The following is a 20,810-nucleotide window of genomic DNA, read 5'->3' on the forward strand; positions in this document are numbered from 1 at the left end:
AAAGGTAAACCGGAGTAGATGATACGCTTCAGTGTTGAATAATCGCGCTAAATAGCTGTTCCTAATACCGCTACACTTTTGCCTGTCCATGTTTTCCACTGGGAAACGGGTTGACGGTTTCCATGAAGCGGCGAACCTTGTTCAGTCACTGCCACATTGAACAGCATTGATGATTGCGGGTAATGGTTTCATGCAACGCCTGCCATAACCGCTCTACATGATTTACCCATGGTGAGTACACCGGCTGATAAATAACCCTGAATTTCGGGTTTTCTTCCAGCCAGCGCTGCGTCTCCCGGCTTTTGTGAATAATGTAGTTATCAACTATCAGCGTGAGCGTTTTTGCCCGTCTGTACGTTGCTCCCAGATGCTCTAACATACTGATAAACAAACACGAACTTTTACTGTTTCCTCCAACATCGCTGACTTTTCCCGTCTCGCTGTGTAATGCACCCGCCAGATAATATTTCTCGTTCTGGCCCGGCGTCACGATGCGTTTCTGCTTCCCGCGAACCTGACAGTCCGCGCCAATTTTGGGATTCAGATGAATATCCACTTCGTCTTCGTAAAAGACGGGATGTTCCGCGCTGCATTGTTCCAGCGCCATCGCGATGGCCTCCATTTTTTCTTCCTTATGCGGGTCGCGGATACGCAGCGTAGGAGCTGCGCGTCGCCACACCAGACCGGCAGAAGGCAGCCAACGGCGCACCGTGGAAGCATGCAACTGGCAACCGGTTATCTCATTGATTTTTATCGCTAGCAGTTCCGTGCTCCAGCGCGAACGCTGATAGCCAAAATCATGAGGGGAACGCTTTACGAGCTGGATTAACAGTGCGCAGATCTGTTCAAACGGCCAGAGACGGCCACGACCGGGCCGCAGAGATTTGAGGCCTTCAATGCCGTACAGGGTGAGCCAGTTAATCCATCTGCCGATTGACGAACGGGCGCAGCAAAGCATTCGGCGACATCGCTCACGCGCTCGCCCCGATGCAACATCAGGATGGCGGTCAGCCTGCGGGCGTGATTCTTGTCACGCGTTTTATGGAGAGTTTTCTTCATCAGGCGTCGTTCGTTACGGGGTATCGGTGCTATGCTCGACATCGCTCAGTCCGGTTGATGATTTGGGATCTTTATCGATTGATCAGATCGCTCAACTCGGACTGAGTTCCCTTCAGGTGATCTACTATTCGGAACAGTTATTTAGATACCGCGCGCTCAAGCATAAAAAAGCCGGTCACGCTGTACCGGCATTTTCATACGACACTGCGATAGGTTAACCCAGGATGGATTCCAACTCAGCGCGCACTTGTACTACCTGACGGGTTCCGTCTACTTTGTGGTAGCGGGTATTGCCTGCCTTGGCCTCTTTCTGGTAGTAGTCCACCAGCGGCGCAGTTTGCTGATGATATTCCACCAGACGTTTACGCACGGTATCTTCATGATCGTCTTTACGGATGGTCAGTTCTTCACCCGTGACATCGTCTTTACCTTCAACCTTTGGCGGGTTGTACTTCACGTGGTAAACACGACCTGATGCAGCATGCACGCGACGGCCAATAATGCGATCGACAATCAGTTCGTCAGGCACAGCGAACTCAATAACGTTATCAACCTGAATGCCAGCGTCTTTCATGGCATCCGCTTGCGGAATGGTGCGAGGAAAACCATCCAGCAGGAAACCGTTACGGCAATCATCCTGGGCGATACGCTCTTTTACCAAGGCAATAACCAATTCATCTGTGACCAGTTTGCCTGCGTCCATGATTTCTTTGGCCTGTTTGCACAGTTCGGTCCCGGCTTTCACCGCCGCACGCAACATATCACCCGTGGAAATTTGCGGAATGCCATACTTTTCCATAATGAATTGTGCTTGAGTGCCTTTGCCTGCGCCCGGAGCGCCCAGCAGAATAATACGCATTGCGTAAATCCCCTTGCTATGTAGATTTTTTAAAATAAATTTGAAAATGCTCAACCATACCATTCCAGAGGCTTATCCTCAAGGAACGGGCTCGCTTCAGCGTGTCACAAAGCGAAAAAAAACCCGGTTAAAAACCGGGTTTTCAGAAAAGTGTGAGCGGTTATGCACTCAGCAGTTGGTTCATACGACGGATAAACTGGTTAGGATCTTCCAGCGTGCCGCGTTCAGCCAGCAGCGCCTGTTCCAGCAGCAGTTCAACCCACTCGCCAAACTGCACGTCATCGCCGGTGTTTGCAGCGCGTTTCACTAACGCATGCTCAGGGTTGAGTTCAAAGATATATTTCACTTCCGGCGCATTCTGCCCAGCGGCGGCAAACAGCTTCGCCATCTGCGTGCTCATTTCATTGGCATCGGTGGTGACGATGGCAGGCGTATCAGTCAGGCGATGCGTCAGGCGCACCTCTTTGACGCGTTCACCCAGCAGCGTTTTCACGCGCTCCACAAACGGTTCCAGGGATTTTTCCGCTTCTTTACGCGCTTCGTCATCACTGGCATCATCCGCCAGCTTATCCAGCGCTTCATCCGCTTTGCTGACGGACTGGAAGGACTTACCGTCAAACTCGGTCAGGTAGCTCATCATCCACTCATCGACGCGGTCAGAAAGCAGCAGCACTTCGATGCCTTTCTTGCGGAACAACTCCAGATGCGGGCTGCTCTTCGCAGCGGCATAACTGTCGGCAGTGATGTAGTAAATCTTCTCCTGCCCTTCGACCATACGACTGACATACTCTTCCAGCGATACCGTCGGAGCGGAGCTGTCGCCGTAGGTGGAAGCGAAGCGCAGCAGTTTGGCAATGGCTTCACGATTGCCTCCGTCCTCAGCAGGTCCTTCTTTCAGCACCAGACCAAACTGTAACCAGAAGGTTTGGTATTTTTCGGCGTCGTCTTTTGCCAGTTTTTCCAGCATCTGCAACACGCGTTTGGTCAGTGCATTACGCAGATTCTGGGTAACTCGGCTGTCTTGCAGGATTTCACGAGAAACGTTGAGCGGCAGATCGTTGGAGTCGATCAAGCCACGCACAAAGCGCAGGTAATTCGGCATGAACTGCTCGGCGTCATCCATGATGAACACGCGCTGAACATAGAGTTTCAGGCCATGTTTATGATCGCGGTTCCACATGTCCCACGGTGCCTGAGAAGGGATGTAGAGCAGGCTGGTGTACTCCTGCTTCCCTTCTACGCGGTTATGGCTCCAGCTCAGCGGATCGCTGAAATCGTGAGCAATGTGCTTGTAGAATTCTTTGTATTCATCTTCGGTCACATCCGCTTTATTGCGCGTCCACAGCGCATGTGCCTTGTTGACCTTTTCCCAAGTGACCGTCGGCTCGCCGCCCTCTTCTTCGCTCGGCGTATGGGTTTCAATTTCCACCGGCAGCGCGATGTGATCGGAGTATTTACCGATAATGGAACGCACGCGCCACTCATCGAGGAACTCATCTTCCCCTTCGCGCAGGTGCAGGGTGATCTCGGTACCGCGATCGGCCTTGACCACATCCGCCACGGTGTACTCACCTTCCCCCGCCGATTCCCAGAACACACCCTCTTCTGCCGCCGCGCCCGCTGCACGGGTACGCACCGTCACTTTATCCGCAACGATAAACGCAGAGTAGAAGCCCACACCGAATTGACCGATGAGCTGGCTGTCTTTGGCTTGATCGGAGCCGATCGATTCCAAAAACGCCTTGGTACCCGATTTGGCAATGGTGCCCAAATTATCGATAACTTCATCGCGGCACATCCCGATGCCGTTGTCCGCGATGGTCAGGGTACGTTGCTCTTTATTGGTGGAAACGTGCACGCGCAGTTCTCCATCCCCTTCATAGAGCGCTGGCGAAGATAAGGCGCGAAAACGTAACTTGTCTGCCGCATCAGAGGCGTTGGAGATCAATTCACGCAGGAAAATTTCTTTATTGGAATAAAGTGAATGGATCATCAAGTGCAGCAATTGCTTCACTTCAGATTGAAAACCGCGCGTTTCTTGGCCCTTCATGCTCATTGTCACTTACCTCAATCCTAATAGTTAGTCAGGCTGATAATGTTCAATCCCTGCAGCGGGTGTGGGAATGGTGCCGGTATTTCCGGCCAGTAGGCAAAAGGTGGGGATAAGGAGAAGGATTTTCAAGAGCAAAAAACAATTTATCCCCAGCGCGGCGTCAGGTGAAGACAACACCACGCCAGGGAAAATGCAGCACAGCTGCTACAAACGGATGAGATGACGCCCCGCCAGCGAATGGGAGAGTGTGGTACCATCGACCATTTCCAACTCACCGCCGACCGGCACGCCGTGCGCAATACGGCTCGCCACCACGCCGTGCTGGGCACACAGTTCAGCAATGTAGTTGGCAGTCGCATCGCCTTCCACCGTCGGATTAGTGGCAAGAATCACTTCTGTCAGGTTTTCCTGCCCTAAGCGTTGTTCCAGCAGGTCGAGTCCGATATCGTCCGGCCCGATGCCGTCCAACGGCGACAGATGCCCCATCAACACAAAGTAACGGCCGGCAAACTGTCCGGTCTGCTCAATGGCGTGGATATCTGCGGGGCTTTCCACCACGCAGATCTGTCCCGTTTGCTGACGACGCGGATTGGCGCAGATCGCGCAGCGTTCCTGCTCAGTAAAGGTGCGGCAATCCACACAGTGACCGATTTCAGACATGGCGCGCGTCAGGGCCTGCGACAAACGCATACCACCACTGCGATCGCGTTGCAGCAATTGAAACGCCATGCGCTGTGCTGATTTCGGCCCCACGCCCGGCAAGCAGCGCAGCGCCTCCATCAATGACTCAAGGAGCGGACTGGTTTGCATCAGAACGGCATCTTGAAGCCCGGCGGCAACTGCATACCGCTGGAAACTGACGCCATTTTCTCTTTCTGAGTTTCGTCGATACGGCGCGCGGCATCGTTGAATGCGGCAGCGATCAGGTCTTCCAGCATCTCTTTATCATCTTCCAGCAGGCTGGGATCGATTTCGACACGACGGCAGTTGTGTGCACCGTTGATGGTGACTTTGACCAAGCCTGCGCCTGATTCACCGGTCACTTCCAGCTTGGCAATCTCTTCCTGCATTTTCTGCATTTTGTCTTGCATCTGCTGGGCCTGCTTCATCAGATTGCCCAAACCACCTTTACCAAACATATGCTTCTCTCTATTGCATGGCTGCAAGAATTGCAGCGGTTAAACAGGGCGGATACTCTCTTCGTCCAGTTCCGCATCAAAGAAACGCCGCAGCGTTTGAATCGTTTTGTCGGTCATCAGAGACTCGCGCGCCTGCGCCAGTTTCTCTTCATAAATCGTCTGACGCCACTCCAGCGGTGTTAACGTACTGGGATCGTCATCCTCTACCACCACCAAGGTGATAGGCTTTCCATAATGTGCTGCCAATGCATCCATCAGCGTTTTTTGTGCCGACGGTGAATTCAAGTGACGCAGCGATGAACGTAAATGCAGCGTCACGGTTTCGTTATCCGTGTCGACTTTAAACGCGTTAAGCGCCAGTTGCTGAACCAGTTTCGGTAGAGGTAAACGTTGAACCTCTGCTGCCCAAGCATCGCGCGCTTGCGCTTCTTCCGTCAATTTAGCCGCTAATTCCGGCGTTTTCTCGTACTTCAGTACCGTGCGCAACGCTTTAGGCGTGGCGGTGGTTTCTGCCACGGTAGTCTGCTGTTGCTGCGCGCGCCAGCGGTACGCCTCAGGCTTTTTCTGCGCCTCGCCGTTCTTGTCAGCCGTCTGACGCTGCTGACTGCGTTCCGTCACCGAGGCCAAGCGTTCCAGCGCCGATACCGCCGTGCCCGGCCGAGCGCCTTCCTGCGCTGCCGGCTCAGACTTTTTTGGTGGCGGCGTACCCTGTCGCTGCAATAACTGGCTGCGCGCCTGCAACAGTTGCGAAGTAGTGTCAGGCAGCGGTGCGGCCTGTACAACATGCTCCTCTGGCACCGCTATCGGCGATGACGGCGCGGTGACAGGAGATGGCGGTGCACTAGGCGTCGTGGCCTGGCGCGCTGGCGCAATATGCGCCTGAGGTGAGGCTGGCGCACTTGCCACCACTGGCACGGTTGTCACAGGTGCAATCACAGCCTGCGGGTGAAACGCCAACGCTCTGAGCAGCGTCATTTCAACGCCCATACGCCGGTCTGGCGTATAGGATAATTCTTTTCGTCCCACCAGCAACGTCTGATAGTAGAGCAGCACATCGGCAGGCGGTACGGTGCGGGCCAGATCGCGCAAGCGCGACGCAATGGGGGAATCTTCCGGCCCGAGCGCCGTGGGCAGCAACTGCACCATCGCAATACGATGCAATAGCGTCAGCATCTCAACTAACAGCGCTTCCCAGTCAACGCCACGCGACGCCGCCTGTTGAAGCAACGCCATAGTCTGTTCGCCGTTGGCATTGACGATAGCTTCAATCAGCGCCAGCGGTTGTTCATCATCCAACGTGCCCAGCATGCGCGCGACCGCATCGGTCAACACCGCGCCCTGCCCCATGGCAATCGCCTGATCGGTCAGGCTCAGCGCATCACGCAGGCTGCCCTCCGCCGCACGCGCCAGCAGTTGCAAGGCGCGCGGTTCGGTCGCAATCGCTTCGGCTTGCAGCACTTGCTCAAGGTGGTGACGGATTTGCTCCACATCCAGCGCTTTGAGATGAAATTGCAGGCAGCGAGAAAGGATAGTGACAGGCAACTTCTGCGGATCGGTGGTCGCCAGCAGGAATTTAACGTGTTCGGGGGGCTCTTCCAGCGTTTTTAACAGCGCATTGAAGCTGTGGCGGGAGAGCATGTGCACTTCATCGATCAGGTAGACTTTGAACCGACCGCGCGCAGGGGCATACTGCACGTTATCCAGCAGTTCGCGGATGTCTTCTACCTTGGTGCGCGAGGCGGCATCAATCTCGATCAGGTCAACAAAACGCCCTTGCTCAATTTCCCGGCAATTCGCGCACTGTCCACAAGGCGTGGCGGTAATGCCGCTCTCACAGTTCAGTCCTTTCGCCAACAGGCGAGCGATACTGGTTTTCCCCACGCCACGCGTGCCGGAAAACAGATAGGCGTGGTGAACCCGCCCCATAGAGAGACCATTGGCCAATGCGGTCAGAACATGTTCTTGACCAACGACATCAGCGAAAGATTGAGGACGCCACTTACGGGCCAGTACCTGATAGCTCATCAATACCGCAACGGTTGTGTGATTGAGGAGGCCATGCTAACACGGCCTCGCCGGACACGGCGAGACTGTTTATCAGGATAGCCAACAGATTTACGACGGAAAAAAGGCAGGATCAATGGCCCGGGAAATTCACCAGACTGTAGCAGTTGATACCAAGATTATTCAAACGCTGCTCGCCGCCCAGATCGAACAGATTAATGATAAATGCCGCATCGGTGACGTCTCCGCCCAAACGGCGAATCAGCTTAACCTTGGCCTCAATGGTACCGCCGGTAGCCAGCAGATCGTCGATGACTAACACCTTGTCGCCAGCGCTGATGGCATCGGTGTGAATTTCCAGGCTGTCAGTGCCGTACTCCAACTCATAGCTTTCTGAAATCGTCGGGCGCGGCAGTTTGCCTGGTTTACGCACTGGCACAAAACCCACCCCCAACGCCAGTGCCACCGGTGCACCGAACAAAAAACCGCGCGCTTCCGTGCCCACCACTTTTGTTACGCCAGTGTCACGAAAACGGTTTACCAGCATCTCGATACTGGTCGCATACGCAACGGACGCTTCCAGCAGACTCGTGACATCACGGAACAAGATCCCCGGTTTGGGATAATCGGGAATGCTTTTAATGCTGTTTTTGATTAATTCTGAATGCTGTGCGGTTACGCTCATCATCTTTTGCCTGATAGTACGCTTTAAAAATCTTACCCATGACCGCTGCTGCTCCTTTCCGCTCATCGATACTGAGAGATAACCGGAGGCAAACGGCACACGAAAACGCTCAAATATAGTCAAACTGACGATCAAATGCAACAGCCTGCGATGGGTTTTATTGTCGCGGATCAACAACTGGCAGGCGCAACATAAAGGTTAGCAAGACCGCCATTATCGTTAACAGCAGCACTCTGACCCATACCATGTCCACCAGCCACAGCGAAATGGCGAAGGTCAGCACGATCATCACCACCGCTTTGCCTTTTGCTCCCGGCGGCAATGCTCGATGATACTGCCAGTGCCGCAAATAGGGGCCAAACCAGGAACGGTAGATCAGCCAGGCATGAAAACGCGGTGAGGAACGGGCAAAGCACCAAGCAGCCAGCAGCAGGAACGGGGTAGTCGGCAACAGCGGCAACACAACGCCTAACGTCGCCAACACAACCGCTAACCATCCCAACACCACCAACCCAATACATCACTGCTCATCCTCTTCACGTTACGCGCTAGCACTCTAGCATCCCGCCCTTCCCTGACGTTAGTTAAGATGCGCTCATCTTTATTCCCTACGTGCAAAAGGCTTGTGCCTGCTGACAATCCCGTGCAAGCTTGGCTTTATCATTTCATTATGTGGGTCAATCCGTGAACCGCCACCATTTTCTTCAGGCGTTGGAACATCAACTTGTCCTGTTGGCTCAGGCGGTCGCTCCGCTGGCAGACAGGCCGTTGGCCTACTCCCGTTTTGATCGCCAACTGTTTCAATCACATGGCACGCGTTTGCGCGATTATCTGAATGAAGTTGAGCAAAATTTTCAGTCCTTGCTCCATCTGGTAGCAGAAAGCCGTACCGAACGCGTCGCGTTCATGACGGAAAAATTGGTCGCGCAGATCGGCGCACTACAACGAGAACTCTCCACACAGGCGCTACGCCGTCAGGAAGAGAAGACGCCAGTCGCCGTTGCCAGCGATCTGTATCAAAAGCTGGCAGAGCACCAGGACTATGAACGACGCCTGAATTTGATGATTCAGGATCGGGAAAGCCAACTCGACAGAGCGGCAACGTTGAGCACGCAGCAACAGTTGCAACGAGAGATAGCCGCGCTCGAAGGCCGGTTAGCACGGTGTCGTCAGGCGCTGGAGCGTTTAGAGCGTAAGGTGGAAAGGCGTGAACAAGGGCTGTAACCGCAACCAAAGGACCTAACGCATGTCGCTGGAAAATGCCCCGCCAGAGGTCAAACTGGCAGTCGATCTGATTATGCTGCTGGAAGAGAGCGATATCACGCCCGATGTGGTGCTGGCTGCGTTAGAGATTGTGCGGCGTGACTACGAATCCAAGGCAGATGCCGTAACAGGGCCTGTGCCTGACAACGGATGACCCCGTTTACACCAGTTCACTAGGTTGCAGATAAACAGCGCTACACCCGCCGTCATCCCCTTCCATCACCGTCATTCCCGCGAAGGCGGGAATCTCATACCGAAGAAACACATTTATTCTCACAGAGCTCCCCGGCTTTCGCCGAGGATGACGAGGGGTAAAGTAATTTTGTTATCAGACGGATAACCCCGCTTACGCCGTTTCACCTACCGCGTTACCACCCAACGCGCGGTTTATCTCCTGAACTTCGCTGCCCTGTTTGTTATGCAGGTAGACTTCAAGCTGATTAAACGCGATATCAATATTATTTTCCCGACACAGCCTGTCGATACTACGGTTTAACTCATCTACCGTATAGCTGCGATCGCGCAGCTCCCGTACGTAAAGCCGCAGTTCGTGATCCAGCGAGCTGGCACCAAACGCCAGGAAAAACACCTGTGGCTCAGGATCGGTCATCACGCGGCTGTTCTCATGTGCCGCCTGCAACAGCACCGCTTTCACCTTGTCCAGATCGGAGCCGTAGGCCACGCCAATTTTAATCAGCACACGTGTAATGGTGTCCGACAGCGACCAGTTGATCAGCCGCTCGGTCACAAAGGCCTTATTGGGAATAATCACTTCTTTGCGATCGAAATCCGTAATGGTGGTGGCGCGAATGCGAATTTTGCTTACTGAACCGGAGAAGGTGCCAATAGTGATGGTATTGCCAATGCGTACCGGACGTTCGAACAGAATGATCAGGCCGGAAATTAAAGTGTATTAGTCGCGACTTGATCTGACACTGGACCTTGAAAGGTTGAGAGTTACCGGTTTTGATATGGGTGTCGAATCCTTATATAAAACACGAGGTAACTCTCATGCTTCATACTAACAATCCCATCATCAAACACAAAGCCGGCCTGCTCAATCTCGCCGAAGAACTCGGTAACGTATCAAAAGCCTGTAAAATCATGGGGGTGTCACGCGACACGTTTTATCGCTATCAGGAACTGGCGGCAGAAGGCGGCATTGACGCTCTGGTTAACCAAAACCGCCGGGTTCCCAACCTGAAAAACCGTGCTGATGAAGCCACTGAACGTGCGGTTGTTGATTACGCCATTGAGTTCCCGGCTCATGGCCAGCACCGGACCAGTAATGAGCTGCGTAAAAAAGGCGTCTTCATTTCTGGCAGCGGTGTGCGCTCCATCTGGCAACGACACGATCTGGAAAACTTTCGTAAGCGCCTGAAGGCACTTGAGGAAAAAGTTGCCAGAGAAGGCATCGTACTTACTGATGCTCAAATCGCTGCACTGGAGAAGAAGGCGCACGACGACGAAGCCTGTGGTAAAATAGAGACTGCTCACCCGGGTTATCTGGGGTCGCAGGACACCTTCTACGTGGGTAATCTGAAAGGTGTTGGCCGTATCTACCAGCAGACGTTCGTGGATACGTACTCGAAAGTGGCGCACTGCAAGCTTTACACGAGTAAAGCACCGATCTCTGCCGCCTACCTGCTCAATGATCGCGTGCTGCCGTTCTACGAAGCTCAGGGGCTGCCAATGCTAAGAATACTGACGGACAGGGGGGACGGAGTACTGCGGTAAAGTGGAACAACATGACTATCAGCTGTACTTGGCTATCAACGATATAGACCATACGAAAACGAAAGCGATGTCTCCGCAGACAAACGGTATCTGCGAGCGCTTCCATAAAACTATTTTGCAGGATTTTTATCAGGTTGCGTTCCGTAAGAAGTTATACGAGGACCTAGACAGTCTACAAAAGGATCTGGACAACTGGTTGTGGCATTACAATAATGAGCGAACTCATCAGGGTAAAATGTGCTGCGGGCGTACGCCAATGGCCACGTTACTTGATGGTAAACGAGTCTGGGCAGAAAAAAATCTGAACCAGATTTAATCTGACAGACACCTGTATAAATAACCGGTAACTGTCAGATCAGGTCTGAGCTAATACAATTTAGATGAAACTGGCCAGCATTTAATGACCATCCCTGGTGTTGGACCGATAACAGCCAGCGTTTTGTCATCACAGTTAGGCGATGGCAATCAATATGAAAACAGTCGTAATTTTGCCGCTTCCACCGGTCTTGTACCCACCTCGTTATACACATCTCTGTTCGTGCCTGAGCGCGCGTAGCGTTTCGGCGGCCGTCATGACTTTCTGCAAGCCTTTCCAGATAGTTTTTGCGCCTGGTTCACCGTCGCCTTTTCGAGCAAGAAAGCCTCCGAGTTGCGCAACTAAGCGCAATACTTCGTTTAGCTTAGGGCGGCCCTTGGGCATACACTTGTTCATCAGTAGGTAAGCTCCATGAGTCTCGTCGGAATCAAAGAACAACATTGCGTCCAGCTCTGGACAGGTTCGTCCCATACGCATTAAATAGGCGATGCGCCATGCCACGATCATGAACAGCGCCAATGCCCGCTCAATGCGATCCACGGTCGATAACTGTAACGCTTCGACACAGCAGCCGTTCTTCAGCACATTGAAGAACATCTCGATTTCCCATCTAGCCCGATACCAGTCGATCAGCTCCACGATATCTTCTCGTCCTTCAGGTACGCGATTGCTCAGCAACCGCCACTCGACCGGCTTCACGCCTGCTGGCGGCTCAATTTCCTTGGCTATCACACAAGTCACTGCCAACCCGCAACGCAGCGACACTCGCTTCACGCGCAGCGCCTGTTTCACCGTACGCGCCTTCTGCCCCGCGCGAGCCGCCATAACGAATTGGATTTATCCCACCGGCACGGTCTTTCCAACCTTCTGCCAAAGCTTCTCATTACAGTCCAGACTGCGATTATGAGTCGAGCGGATCAACCAGTCAGCCGGAGTGCCAAGGTCATCAGCGAGCTGCATCAACGCCTTGATATCCGCTTCGCGATCGGCTAAGTACACCAGACGTGTGTTTGGCAACTCCGAGGCGAGTTCAGCAACTCGCTCGTATCCCTCGAGCCAGCGCGTACTCTCCTTGAGCCCATCGCGTTTTCCGTCTGCATCCTTCGGCTCTCTTGCCCACATCCACGCATCCAGTACGCCCAACCCCACGCGATCCGGACTGACCGCGTAGGTCGGATGCAGGTACAGACCACGCCTGGCTTCGTAGTTCAAGGGACCCAAGCCTTGGATTTGCTGCCCGTTGAAGTCAAGCTCGGTAGTGTCTTGGATACACAGCACAACCTCGTGTTCTCGGATCCTTTCCTGCGTACGCTGCCAGTGAGGTTGCAGAATGTCTCGCCATTCGAATGCTTGGTTCTCCATGAAGCGGTAAGCACCCAGCGTCTCAGACCATCCGAGGCACGCATGCGGAATGCTGGCTTGCGGATTCTCAGCCAGCCGTATCAAAAGCCCTTTGGCACGCTTATTGAGCCTCGTGTCACCAAGATTTACCCCTTCCAGTTCTTGGTGTGCCCAGCCATCTGAATCCCGTGTCATTTTTCAGCGCCGTAAATGGCGATAGTACACGTCGGTTTCACTTCATTTACAACCCCACCGGCTGCCTATTTCAGCCCGCTAACCCTTGGCATATAAGGCGTTGCGGACTTGTGTATACTCGATTAACTTGAAGTTGCATTTTTCAGCGTCTGGAAGTTGTCATTAATCCTGCGCGACAAGCCCCCCGCCAGTCCCGGTAATATATTGCGGAAGAAGTGGTGTATTTCCTGCCGAAACGCCTTTGGTGAAGCGAAGTAGCGGTTGTTTCTCACCTTTTCATTCATCACTTTCCACAGTCTTTCTATCGGGTTCAGATTCGGGCTGTAAGGCGGCAGATAGTGGAGGTCGATATTCATCACATATGCCCACTTTTTCACCAGCTCCGCCCGGTGGTAACCCGCTCCGTCGAGTATGATATGCACCTTCTGTCTTATCGGGTAAGTTTCCCGGATGGCGATAAAAAAGCGGGCGATATTGAGACTGTTGATGCTGTCGTACTCCCGAACCACCGTGCTGCCGATGTCGTTCAGGTTCAGGGCTCCCATGATGTTCAGACGGGTACGACTACCGGTGGTTTCCACTGGCTGAGATTTTTTTCCCGCAGGCATCCAGCCATATGCCAGTTTTGTTCCCTGTGTCGGGTGGACGCCATCGATGAACAGGATGGGTTCATCGTCACCGGCTTTTTGTTTCAGCTCGTTGTAGGTTTCCACAAACGCCTGCTGCGCTTCTGCACTGAATTTATGTGGGATACCGACAGGCTTTCGATAACTGAAGCCGTTGCGGTGCAGCCATTTAGTCATTCCCGGAACGGTGTAGCGGATACCCCACCAATCAACAACCTGTTCAATGATAGCCTGTGTAGTGGGAAGAAGGTTGTTCGTCAGAGATGTGGTGAGTTCAGCGGTTTGCTCTTCGCTGAGATGACTATCAGAGCCGCCATTCTCAGGCGCAAGTTTCTCACCCTTTAGCCAATCATTTAGATGACGGCGTACCGTGGTTTCGTGAATAAGTTGCGATTGTGCAATCATTCCTGGCGTCCAGCCATCGGCAGACAATAGGACACACCGTATCCGATCGCGCACATGATGGTCACGACTTGTTTGGTGAAGATTCCTTAACTTTTTTTTCTGCTCTTCAGTGGGATGAATGTTCATAACCATGAAATGGGTATTGTTCATGGAAAATCAAGCATCTTCAATGATTACGAGTATAGGTCTCCTGATCAGATGAACACCCTATCAATCAGATTATTCTTCAACCAAACGTGCTTCAAGGACGACTTTCCGGTAGTATGCGACGGCTTTTGTTTACGCTCGGTTATCCCTTCAGGAACGTTGTTATGGTCACTACCCTATTTAAAGATTTTCAGTTTGAAGCCGCCCACCACCTACCGCACGTGCCGGAAGGGCACAAATGTGGCCGTTTGCACGGACATTCCTTTATGGTGAGACTGGAAATCACCGGTGAAGTCGACCCGCATACCGGCTGGGTGATGGATTTCGCAGACTTGAAAGCAGTATTCAATCCGGTTTGGCAGCAGTTGGATCACCACTACCTCAATGAAATCGCCGGCTTGGAAAACCCAACCAGCGAGGTGCTGGCGCACTGGATCTGGCAGCAGTTAAAACCCACACTGCCTCTGCTGAGCGCCGTGACGGTGAAAGAAACCTGCACGGCGGGCTGCGTTTATCGGGGGGAATAAAAGGTTCGGCATGCTATCAGGCGATATTCAGATACTTGTGCGTCTGCATCGACAGACGCCAATTACGCGCGATACAGATTTCGATACAGAGTTTGGTCGCCGTGTATTTCTGGCTGATGGGCTGTAGGGCGATAATCCGTGCTTTATCATCGTGTAAACGCGCCAGCAGAGCATCCAGCGCCTCAATGTCTTTCTCTCTCGCCACAGGATGCTTGATTTCATCAGCGCGCACTAATGCCAGGTCGAGCACCACCATGCCGCCGCGCATATTCACTTTGGGTGAGACCGTGACCCAGGTTTGCGGCGAACAGCGCACATCATGGGTGCCGCTGGTTTCTATCTGGCAGCGATAGCCGTTTTGCTCGAGATAGTCGGTCAGCGGCGTCAAGTCATGGATACAAGGCTCTCCCCCCGTGATAACGATATGCCGGGCGCTATACCCCTCTTGCTGGATGCGCGCCAGAATAGCTTCCGGGCTGGCCGGTGCCCAAGCATCGCTCTCCTGCGTCTTTACCAGAATATTCTCCAGTGTGGTTTCACGCTCAGCAAACTTATCCCAGGTGTGTTTGGTATCGCACCAACTGCAACCCACCGGACACCCTTGCAAACGTACAAAAATCGCCGGAACACCGGTAAAAAAACCTTCACCTTGCAGGGTTTGAAACATCTCATTTATTGGGTACAGCATAACATCCTATCACTTAACTATCGGGTGCCAGCACGAGCAGGCTGGTAAACCGTCATTATCGCAGATTGCCTGTGGTGCGCCAAACCCCACATCGCGTGACCGCGCCAGATAGCCGTTGCATTATAACGTTACGATAGGAGGTGATAACATTTGAGGAATGTTGCAGTTCGGTTAATAATCAAGGGGATTGCCCATTTCTTTTTCACGGTGTTTACGACAAGGAACGATACGATGAAACCTTTGAAAGCGGCGTGCCTGATAGCGATGACAGCCTTCGGCCTCCCCGATGCCGCAGTGGCTGAAGCCACGACGCAAGTCAAAACCCAACCCGGCCACTATCGGTAGTTGTTGGGGCAATATGAAATTACCGCGCTTTCAGATGGCACCAACGCTATGCCGATGGACAAACTGCTCACGCGCACCGATCCCAACACCATTCGCCAGTTGCTGGCAGAGAAATCCTTATCCCCCACGGTTGAAACTTCCATCAATGCGTTTCTGATCAACACAGGTAAAAATCTGGTGTTGATTGATACCGGCAACGGCACGCAGGCCAACAGCAACGTCGGAAAAGTACAGAAAAACCTATTGGCGTCGGGCTATCGTCCCGAACAGGTCGATACTATCCTGATGACCCACCTGCACGGCGACCATTTTGGCGGTCTGGTGCAAAACGGCAAGCTCTCCTACCCGAATGCGACCGTTTACGTTTCGCAAAAAGAGTATGATTTCTGGTTAGATCCGCAGCATCTGGCGCAAGCCGCCCCTTAACGCAAGCCCGCTTTCCAGCGGGTTCAGGACGTCTTTAAGATCCTGGCGGCAGCAAATAAAGTGAAAACCTTCAGCGGGGATGCCCCACTGCTGCCTGGCATTACACCGGTGTTTGCGCCAGGCCATACGCCAGGGCATACCGCCTATAGCATCGTCAGTGACGGCAATAAATTGCTGGCATGGGGCGATATCGTGCACGCCGAAGCAGTGCAAATGCCGATACCGGAAACCACCATCAGCTTCGATTCAGATATGGATCAGGAGACCAAAACCCGCGAAGCCCTGTCTGCTCAGGCAGCCAGTGAAGGCTATCTGGTGGCGGGCGCGCACCTGCCGTTCCCGGGCATCGGCCATGTAAATACCCGCGTGGAACGCAACGGCACCACCAACGGTTATCGCTGGATCCCGGTGAATTACAGCCTGAACGGACTGAAATAACGCCAAACCCCGCGAAGCAACATAGTGCTTTCGCGGGGCCATCTTCGGTTTATCGCTTACAGATAGACGCGCAGATACTCAGACAGGCACAGGATTGCCATCGCCTGACCGTAAGGCATGGAGGTCAGCGGTATCTGGCGGTAGTAGTCCAGATCGCGGCCCATCGCCGTACCAAACGACACATTGACCAGCTCGCCTTGCGGATTGATATTGGTAATCACGCCGCGAATCGCTTTTTCCGCCATCTCGGCATAGCGCTTATCCACATAGCGTTTGCTCACCGCTTTCAGAATACCATAGGCAAATCCGGCGGTGGCGGAGCTTTCCACGTAAGAGTTGGCGTCATCCAGCAGCGTATGCCACAGACCACTGTCATCCTGATACTGCGCCAGCGCTTCAATCTGGCTTTCCAGCACCTGCAACAGGAAGCGGCGCGTTGCATTTCCTTCAAGCAATTCCAGCAGTTCGATAAACTCAGGAATGGCTACCGTCAGCCAGCTATTGCCGCGCGCCCAACGCGCTTCGGCAAAATTGTGCTTGCCATCAAACGTCCAGCCATGGAACCACAGGCCGCTGCGTCGATCCATCAGATACTGCACGTGCAGTAAGAACTGGTAGGTTGCCTCTTCAATAAACTCGGGGCGGTTGAGCAGCTTGCCAATTTTTGCCAGCGGCAGCACACTCATCATCAGGGTGTCGTCCCACAGTTGATCGGTGTTTTCGCTGTTGTAGACGATATGCTGCAAACCGTTTTTCTGGGTGCGCGGCATGTCATACATCACCCACTCCGCCCAGCGCTCCAGATAAGGCACCCAACGGGCATCACGCGTCTCTTCATAGCGATAGGCCAGCGTCAGGAACGGGCAGACCGTGTTGACGTTTTTGGTAGGCGTACCTTCCGCCAGACGTGCCTCGAACCAATCATCAATGATGGCTCGCATCTGGTCATCACCCGTCTGTTGGTAATATTGGTAAATGCCGTACAGGCCAATACCGTGCGTCCATTCTCACCCAGCCCAACCCTTGGTATCGATGACACGACCATCATCCAACCGCAGCAGAAACTCACCGGTTTCATCCTTGATATTGACCAGATTATCGGTAATGCGGCAGATCAGTGCCTTCAGATCGTCGCGAGAGATAAAGTGCTCAGGCTGACGCAGCAGCGGGCTATGTTTAAAACTGAATACGGTCATAGATTATCATCCACTCTTATCGTTAATGCGTTCATGCGGTTAATGCTGAGTCACCTGGGTTGCTGAATGCGCCGGTTGTTTATGGCGATTCAGGTAACCGATATTGTTATTGCCTCACAGCGATTCATAAGACATGCCAGAGAGCATTTCCACCACCTGACGCGCCTGTGGCGTGATGCGTTCCGGCACCGGACGTCCAGCTTCACGCATTTTTAGCGTCTCTTCACGCAGTGTCTGGTGTGTTTGCAGGTTCAGTTTAAACCGTAATGAGACCAGAAAACCTAACGCCAGCACGCAGACTGTGCCGACACTGAGCACCATCAGGATGGTATGACTTACGCCCGGTGCCTGTACGCTCGGCCCTGAAACAAACCCCGACAGTTGCAACACCACGCCGACCAGCATCACCGCGCCGGCCTGAGAAGCCTTGCGAGTCAGCGTCATGATCCCGGCAAAGATCCCTTCACGACGTTGTGCGGTGATCACTTCATCCACATCGGCAATGTAGGTGTAAGTATTCCACGGTACGTAGTTGATACCACCACGCCCCAGCCCCGCCAACGCAGAGATCAGCAACAGCAAAGAGAACACATCGTGCAGGCCGCTGTAATAGAGCACGCCGTAAGACATCGCCGCCAGACCGAACAGGCAAACCACTAAGCGGTAAGAGGGAGCCGGTCCGAAGAGAATGCACAGCGGGATCATGCCAATCACCGCGAGGAATTGCAGGATAGCCATGGTACCCATCAGGTTGGAAGCCACCGTGGGGCTTTGCATCAGTACAAAGACGACGTAGTAGGTGAATACCGCGTTAAACACGTCCTGTGAAATGTAGCCGCCGAGGTACATCCCGAGATGTTGACGGAAAATACGAATGCGCAGCGTGGAAGAGAGTTCGACGCTCAGTCGCTTCAGGCTTTGTCCCAGCGTCAGTGACTGGCGTTCCTTTTCTGCCTGTAGTGACGCCGCTGACATCTCTTCGCGCGGCCGTTCCCAGGTAAAGAAATAGACCAGCGTCAGCACTGTGGCGCAAATCACCGAGAACACCAGGCTTGAGTAGAAGAAGGAAATGGCGTTGTCTTTGCCAAAGTGACTGAGCAGAATGCCTGGCAGGAACGCCGCCAGAATGGTAGAAAGCTGCGCCAGCGCGATACGCGCCCCGGAGAATTTGGTTTTCTGTTTAAAATCATCGGTCATTTTCGGTACCAGCGTTTCATACGGTACCAGAATCATGGTGTAGACCACATCAAACACCAAATAGATCAGCAGATAGTACCAGTACCCCATGTCGCCCACCCACATAAAGCTGTAGCTAAACACACAGGGAATACCGAGCAAAATAAAGAATTTACGGCGGCCAAAGCGTTTACCCAATCGGGTTGAGCCAAAGTTGTCCGTCAAGAACCCCATCAGCGGGCTGACAACGGCATCCAGTACTCTGGCCATCGCGAAAATAAACGTGGCTTCAATGGGCGTCAAGCCACAAAACGTGGTGTAAAAATAGAGCAACCATGCCGCCGTTAGCGCCGTGGTTCCCGCACCGAGAAAATCACCTGAGCCGTAAGCCAAATAGTTGGCCAGCCCAATTTTACGCGTTTTCATTTGCCATCCTTCCTGTGTCATTGTCTTTATGAAGGTAATGCGGCAGGGTACAAACCCTTTACTGCCGTGATAGCTAAACTACTGCCGGGACGTTGGGAAAACCTTTGCACCGTTGCCACGCCCCGAGCGGGATTGGCATCCCAGGGAAGAACGTAACGATCGACCTCAAGATTTTTATAAAAAGCCATTTTAAACCAATAAAACCAGCGGTTCGTTTATGGCGATCACAGGGTAGTAAGCACAGGAGCAGATAGGGATACGGACGTGAAAGGGATAATCACAGAGAACAAAAATAATAAAACCCGGAGACGCTTACGCGTTTCCGGGCTTCGATAGCCGGGCGATAAGTCCCGGCAGCAGACAGGCGATTACGCCTGGCCTTTCACTTCTTTCAGACCGTTGAATGCAGCACGGCCAGCCAGTGCTTCTTCGATACGGATCAGTTGGTTGTACTTGGCAACGCGATCAGAACGGCTCATGGAACCAGTTTTGATCTGACCAGCCGCAGTACCTACCGCCAGATCGGCGATGGTAGCGTCTTCGGTTTCGCCAGAACGGTGAGAGATAACGGCAGTGTAGCCAGCATCTTTCGCCATCTTGATAGCAGCCAGGGTTTCGGACAGAGAACCGATCTGGTTAAATTTGATCAGGATGGAGTTAGCGATGCCTTTTTCGATGCCTTCTTTCAGGATCTTGGTGTTGGTTACGAACAGGTCGTCACCAACCAGCTGGATTTTGTCGCCCAGTACTTTGGTCTGGTAAGCAAAACCGTCCCAATCAGATTCGTCCAGACCGTCTTCGATAGAAACGATCGGGTACTCTTTGGTCAGGCCTTCCAGATAGTGAGTGAACTCTTGAGAAGTGAAGGTTTTGCCTTCGCCTTTCAGTTCATAGTTGCCGGTTTCTTTGTTGTAGAACTCAGAAGCAGCACAGTCCATAGCCAGCGTAACGTCTTTGCCCAGCACGTAACCGGCATTTTTTACCGCTTCAGCGATAACAGCCAGTGCTTCTGCGTTGGAGCCCAGGTTCGGCGCGTAGCCGCCTTCGTCGCCAACAGCGGTGTTCAGGCCTTTGCCTTTCAGCACTTTCGCCAGGTGATGGAACACTTCAGAACCGATACGGATCGCTTCTTTCACCGTTTTCGCGCCAACCGGCTGAATCATGAACTCTTGAATATCAACGTTGTTGTCAGCGTGTTCGCCACCGTTGATGATGTTCATCATCGGCAGAGGCATGGAGAATTTGCCCGGGGTGCCGTTCAGTTCAGCGATGTGTTCGTACAGCGGTTGACCTTTGGACGCTGCTGCTGCTTTGGCGTTAGCCAGAGACACCGCCAGAATGGCGTTAGCACCAAAGTTGGATTTGTTGTCAGTACCGTCCAGGTCGATCATTAGCTGGTCGATGGCAGCCTGATCTTTGGCATCTTTGCCCAGAATGGCCTGCGCCAGCGGTCCGTTCACAGCGGCAACGGCTTTGGTTACGCCTTTGCCCAGGAAACGGGATTTGTCGCCATCACGCAGTTCCAGCGCTTCGCGAGAGCCTGTGGAAGCGCCTGACGGAGCAGCAGCAAGACCAACGAAACCACCTTCCAGGTGCACTTCCGCTTCAACGGTCGGGTTTCCGCGTGAGTCGATGATTTCACGGCCAATGACTTTAACGATTTTGGACATTAGATTTTCCTCAGTACAAGTTAAACTAAAACCGATTCTGTATATAAAACCGAGCTTTAAACTAAAACCTTAGACGAACAACGCGCGGT

Annotated in this window: 14 protein-coding genes and 8 pseudogenes; 6 read left to right on the top strand and 16 right to left on the bottom strand. The window is 53.1% G+C overall.

The genetic code is table 11. The annotated features are described in order from the left end of the window. Window positions 1–70: 70 nt before the first annotated feature. From ACWWJF_RS06825 to ACWWJF_RS06860, 8 genes and pseudogenes are all read right to left on the bottom strand, one after another. Window positions 71–1,101, bottom strand: a pseudogene (locus ACWWJF_RS06825) (IS630 family transposase). Window positions 1,102–1,273: 172 nt separating this feature from the next. Next, entirely contained in the window at window positions 1,274–1,918 is a 645-nt protein-coding gene (gene adk / locus ACWWJF_RS06830; RefSeq protein ID WP_455869030.1) for an adenylate kinase, read from the bottom strand. A gap of 160 nt (window positions 1,919–2,078) precedes the next feature. Next, window positions 2,079–3,968, bottom strand: a complete 1,890-nt coding sequence (htpG, locus tag ACWWJF_RS06835) for a molecular chaperone HtpG (RefSeq protein WP_455869031.1) — start codon at window positions 3,966–3,968, stop codon at window positions 2,079–2,081. 207 nt (window positions 3,969–4,175) lie between these two features. Then, window positions 4,176–4,781: a recombination mediator RecR gene (recR, locus tag ACWWJF_RS06840; RefSeq protein WP_455869032.1), complete on the bottom strand. Its 606-nt coding sequence runs from the start codon at window positions 4,779–4,781 to the stop codon at window positions 4,176–4,178. Beyond that, on the bottom strand, window positions 4,781–5,110 hold the full coding sequence (locus ACWWJF_RS06845; protein ID WP_455869033.1) for a YbaB/EbfC family nucleoid-associated protein: 330 nt from the start codon (window positions 5,108–5,110) through the stop codon (window positions 4,781–4,783). Before ACWWJF_RS06845 ends, recR begins: the two co-directional genes overlap by 1 nt. 39 nt (window positions 5,111–5,149) lie before the next feature. Beyond that, on the bottom strand, window positions 5,150–7,135 hold the full coding sequence (gene dnaX, locus ACWWJF_RS06850) for a DNA polymerase III subunit gamma/tau (protein WP_455870970.1): 1,986 nt from the start codon (window positions 7,133–7,135) through the stop codon (window positions 5,150–5,152). Window positions 7,136–7,247: 112 nt separating this feature from the next. Further along, on the bottom strand, window positions 7,248–7,799 hold the full coding sequence (gene apt / locus ACWWJF_RS06855; protein ID WP_455870971.1) for an adenine phosphoribosyltransferase: 552 nt from the start codon (window positions 7,797–7,799) through the stop codon (window positions 7,248–7,250). A gap of 157 nt (window positions 7,800–7,956) precedes the next feature. After that, window positions 7,957–8,316: a DUF454 family protein gene (locus ACWWJF_RS06860; protein WP_455870972.1), complete on the bottom strand. Its 360-nt coding sequence runs from the start codon at window positions 8,314–8,316 to the stop codon at window positions 7,957–7,959. Window positions 8,317–8,483: 167 nt separating this feature from the next. Here ACWWJF_RS06860 and priC point away from each other — a divergent pair, with 167 nt between their 5' ends. Next, a complete protein-coding gene (priC, locus tag ACWWJF_RS06865) occupies window positions 8,484–9,023 on the top strand; it encodes a primosomal replication protein PriC (RefSeq protein WP_455870973.1) in 540 nt (179 codons plus the stop codon). 22 nt (window positions 9,024–9,045) lie between these two features. Continuing rightward, window positions 9,046–9,216: a pleiotropic regulatory protein RsmS gene (gene rsmS, locus ACWWJF_RS06870; RefSeq protein WP_455869034.1), complete on the top strand. Its 171-nt coding sequence runs from the start codon at window positions 9,046–9,048 to the stop codon at window positions 9,214–9,216. 192 nt (window positions 9,217–9,408) lie between these two features. Here the strand turns inward: rsmS and ACWWJF_RS06875 are convergent. Further along, window positions 9,409–9,966 (bottom strand): annotated as a pseudogene (locus ACWWJF_RS06875) (mechanosensitive ion channel domain-containing protein); the annotation flags it as partial. Window positions 9,967–10,073: 107 nt separating this feature from the next. On the opposite strand from ACWWJF_RS06875, the pseudogene ACWWJF_RS06880 reads away from it, so the two are divergent. After that, window positions 10,074–11,115, top strand: a pseudogene (locus tag ACWWJF_RS06880) (IS481 family transposase). Between the two features lie 63 nt (window positions 11,116–11,178). After that, window positions 11,179–11,328 (top strand): annotated as a pseudogene (locus tag ACWWJF_RS06885) (transposase); the annotation flags it as partial. On the opposite strand, the pseudogene ACWWJF_RS06890 reads toward ACWWJF_RS06885, so the two are convergent. Next, window positions 11,320–12,651 (bottom strand): annotated as a pseudogene (locus tag ACWWJF_RS06890) (IS4 family transposase). The pseudogenes ACWWJF_RS06885 and ACWWJF_RS06890 sit on opposite strands and share 9 nt — an antisense overlap. A 122-nt stretch (window positions 12,652–12,773) precedes the next feature. Continuing rightward, complete coding sequence (locus ACWWJF_RS06895) at window positions 12,774–13,808, bottom strand: IS630 family transposase (protein WP_455870938.1); 1,035 nt, start codon at window positions 13,806–13,808, stop codon at window positions 12,774–12,776. A gap of 185 nt (window positions 13,809–13,993) precedes the next feature. Here ACWWJF_RS06895 and queD point away from each other — a divergent pair, with 185 nt between their 5' ends. After that, on the top strand, window positions 13,994–14,356 hold the full coding sequence (gene queD, locus ACWWJF_RS06900; protein ID WP_455869035.1) for a 6-carboxytetrahydropterin synthase QueD: 363 nt from the start codon (window positions 13,994–13,996) through the stop codon (window positions 14,354–14,356). Between the two features lie 16 nt (window positions 14,357–14,372). On the opposite strand, the gene queE is transcribed toward queD, so the two are convergent. Then, window positions 14,373–15,044, bottom strand: coding sequence for a 7-carboxy-7-deazaguanine synthase QueE (gene queE, locus ACWWJF_RS06905; protein ID WP_455869036.1), 672 nt, complete (start codon window positions 15,042–15,044; stop codon window positions 14,373–14,375). Between the two features lie 171 nt (window positions 15,045–15,215). Beyond that, window positions 15,216–15,371 carry a hypothetical protein gene (locus ACWWJF_RS06910; protein WP_455871272.1) on the bottom strand — a complete coding sequence of 52 codons (156 nt, stop codon included), beginning with the start codon at window positions 15,369–15,371 and terminating at the stop codon, window positions 15,216–15,218. Here ACWWJF_RS06910 and ACWWJF_RS06915 point away from each other — a divergent pair. Further along, window positions 15,309–16,253: pseudogene (locus ACWWJF_RS06915) on the top strand (MBL fold metallo-hydrolase). The gene ACWWJF_RS06910 and the pseudogene ACWWJF_RS06915 overlap by 63 nt on opposite strands. A gap of 56 nt (window positions 16,254–16,309) precedes the next feature. Here ACWWJF_RS06915 and bglB read toward each other — a convergent pair. The 3 genes and pseudogenes from bglB to eno all read right to left on the bottom strand — a co-directional run bounded on the left by bglB (window position 16,310) and on the right by eno (window position 20,721). After that, a pseudogene (bglB, locus tag ACWWJF_RS06920) lies at window positions 16,310–17,449 on the bottom strand (beta-galactosidase BglB). Window positions 17,450–17,488: 39 nt separating this feature from the next. Beyond that, window positions 17,489–19,051, bottom strand: a pseudogene (locus ACWWJF_RS06925) (MFS transporter). 368 nt (window positions 19,052–19,419) lie between these two features. Continuing rightward, on the bottom strand, window positions 19,420–20,721 hold the full coding sequence (gene eno, locus ACWWJF_RS06930; protein ID WP_455869037.1) for a phosphopyruvate hydratase: 1,302 nt from the start codon (window positions 20,719–20,721) through the stop codon (window positions 19,420–19,422). Between the last annotated feature and the right edge of the window lie 89 nt (window positions 20,722–20,810).

It is taken from the genome of Symbiopectobacterium sp. Eva_TO, assembly GCF_053848865.1.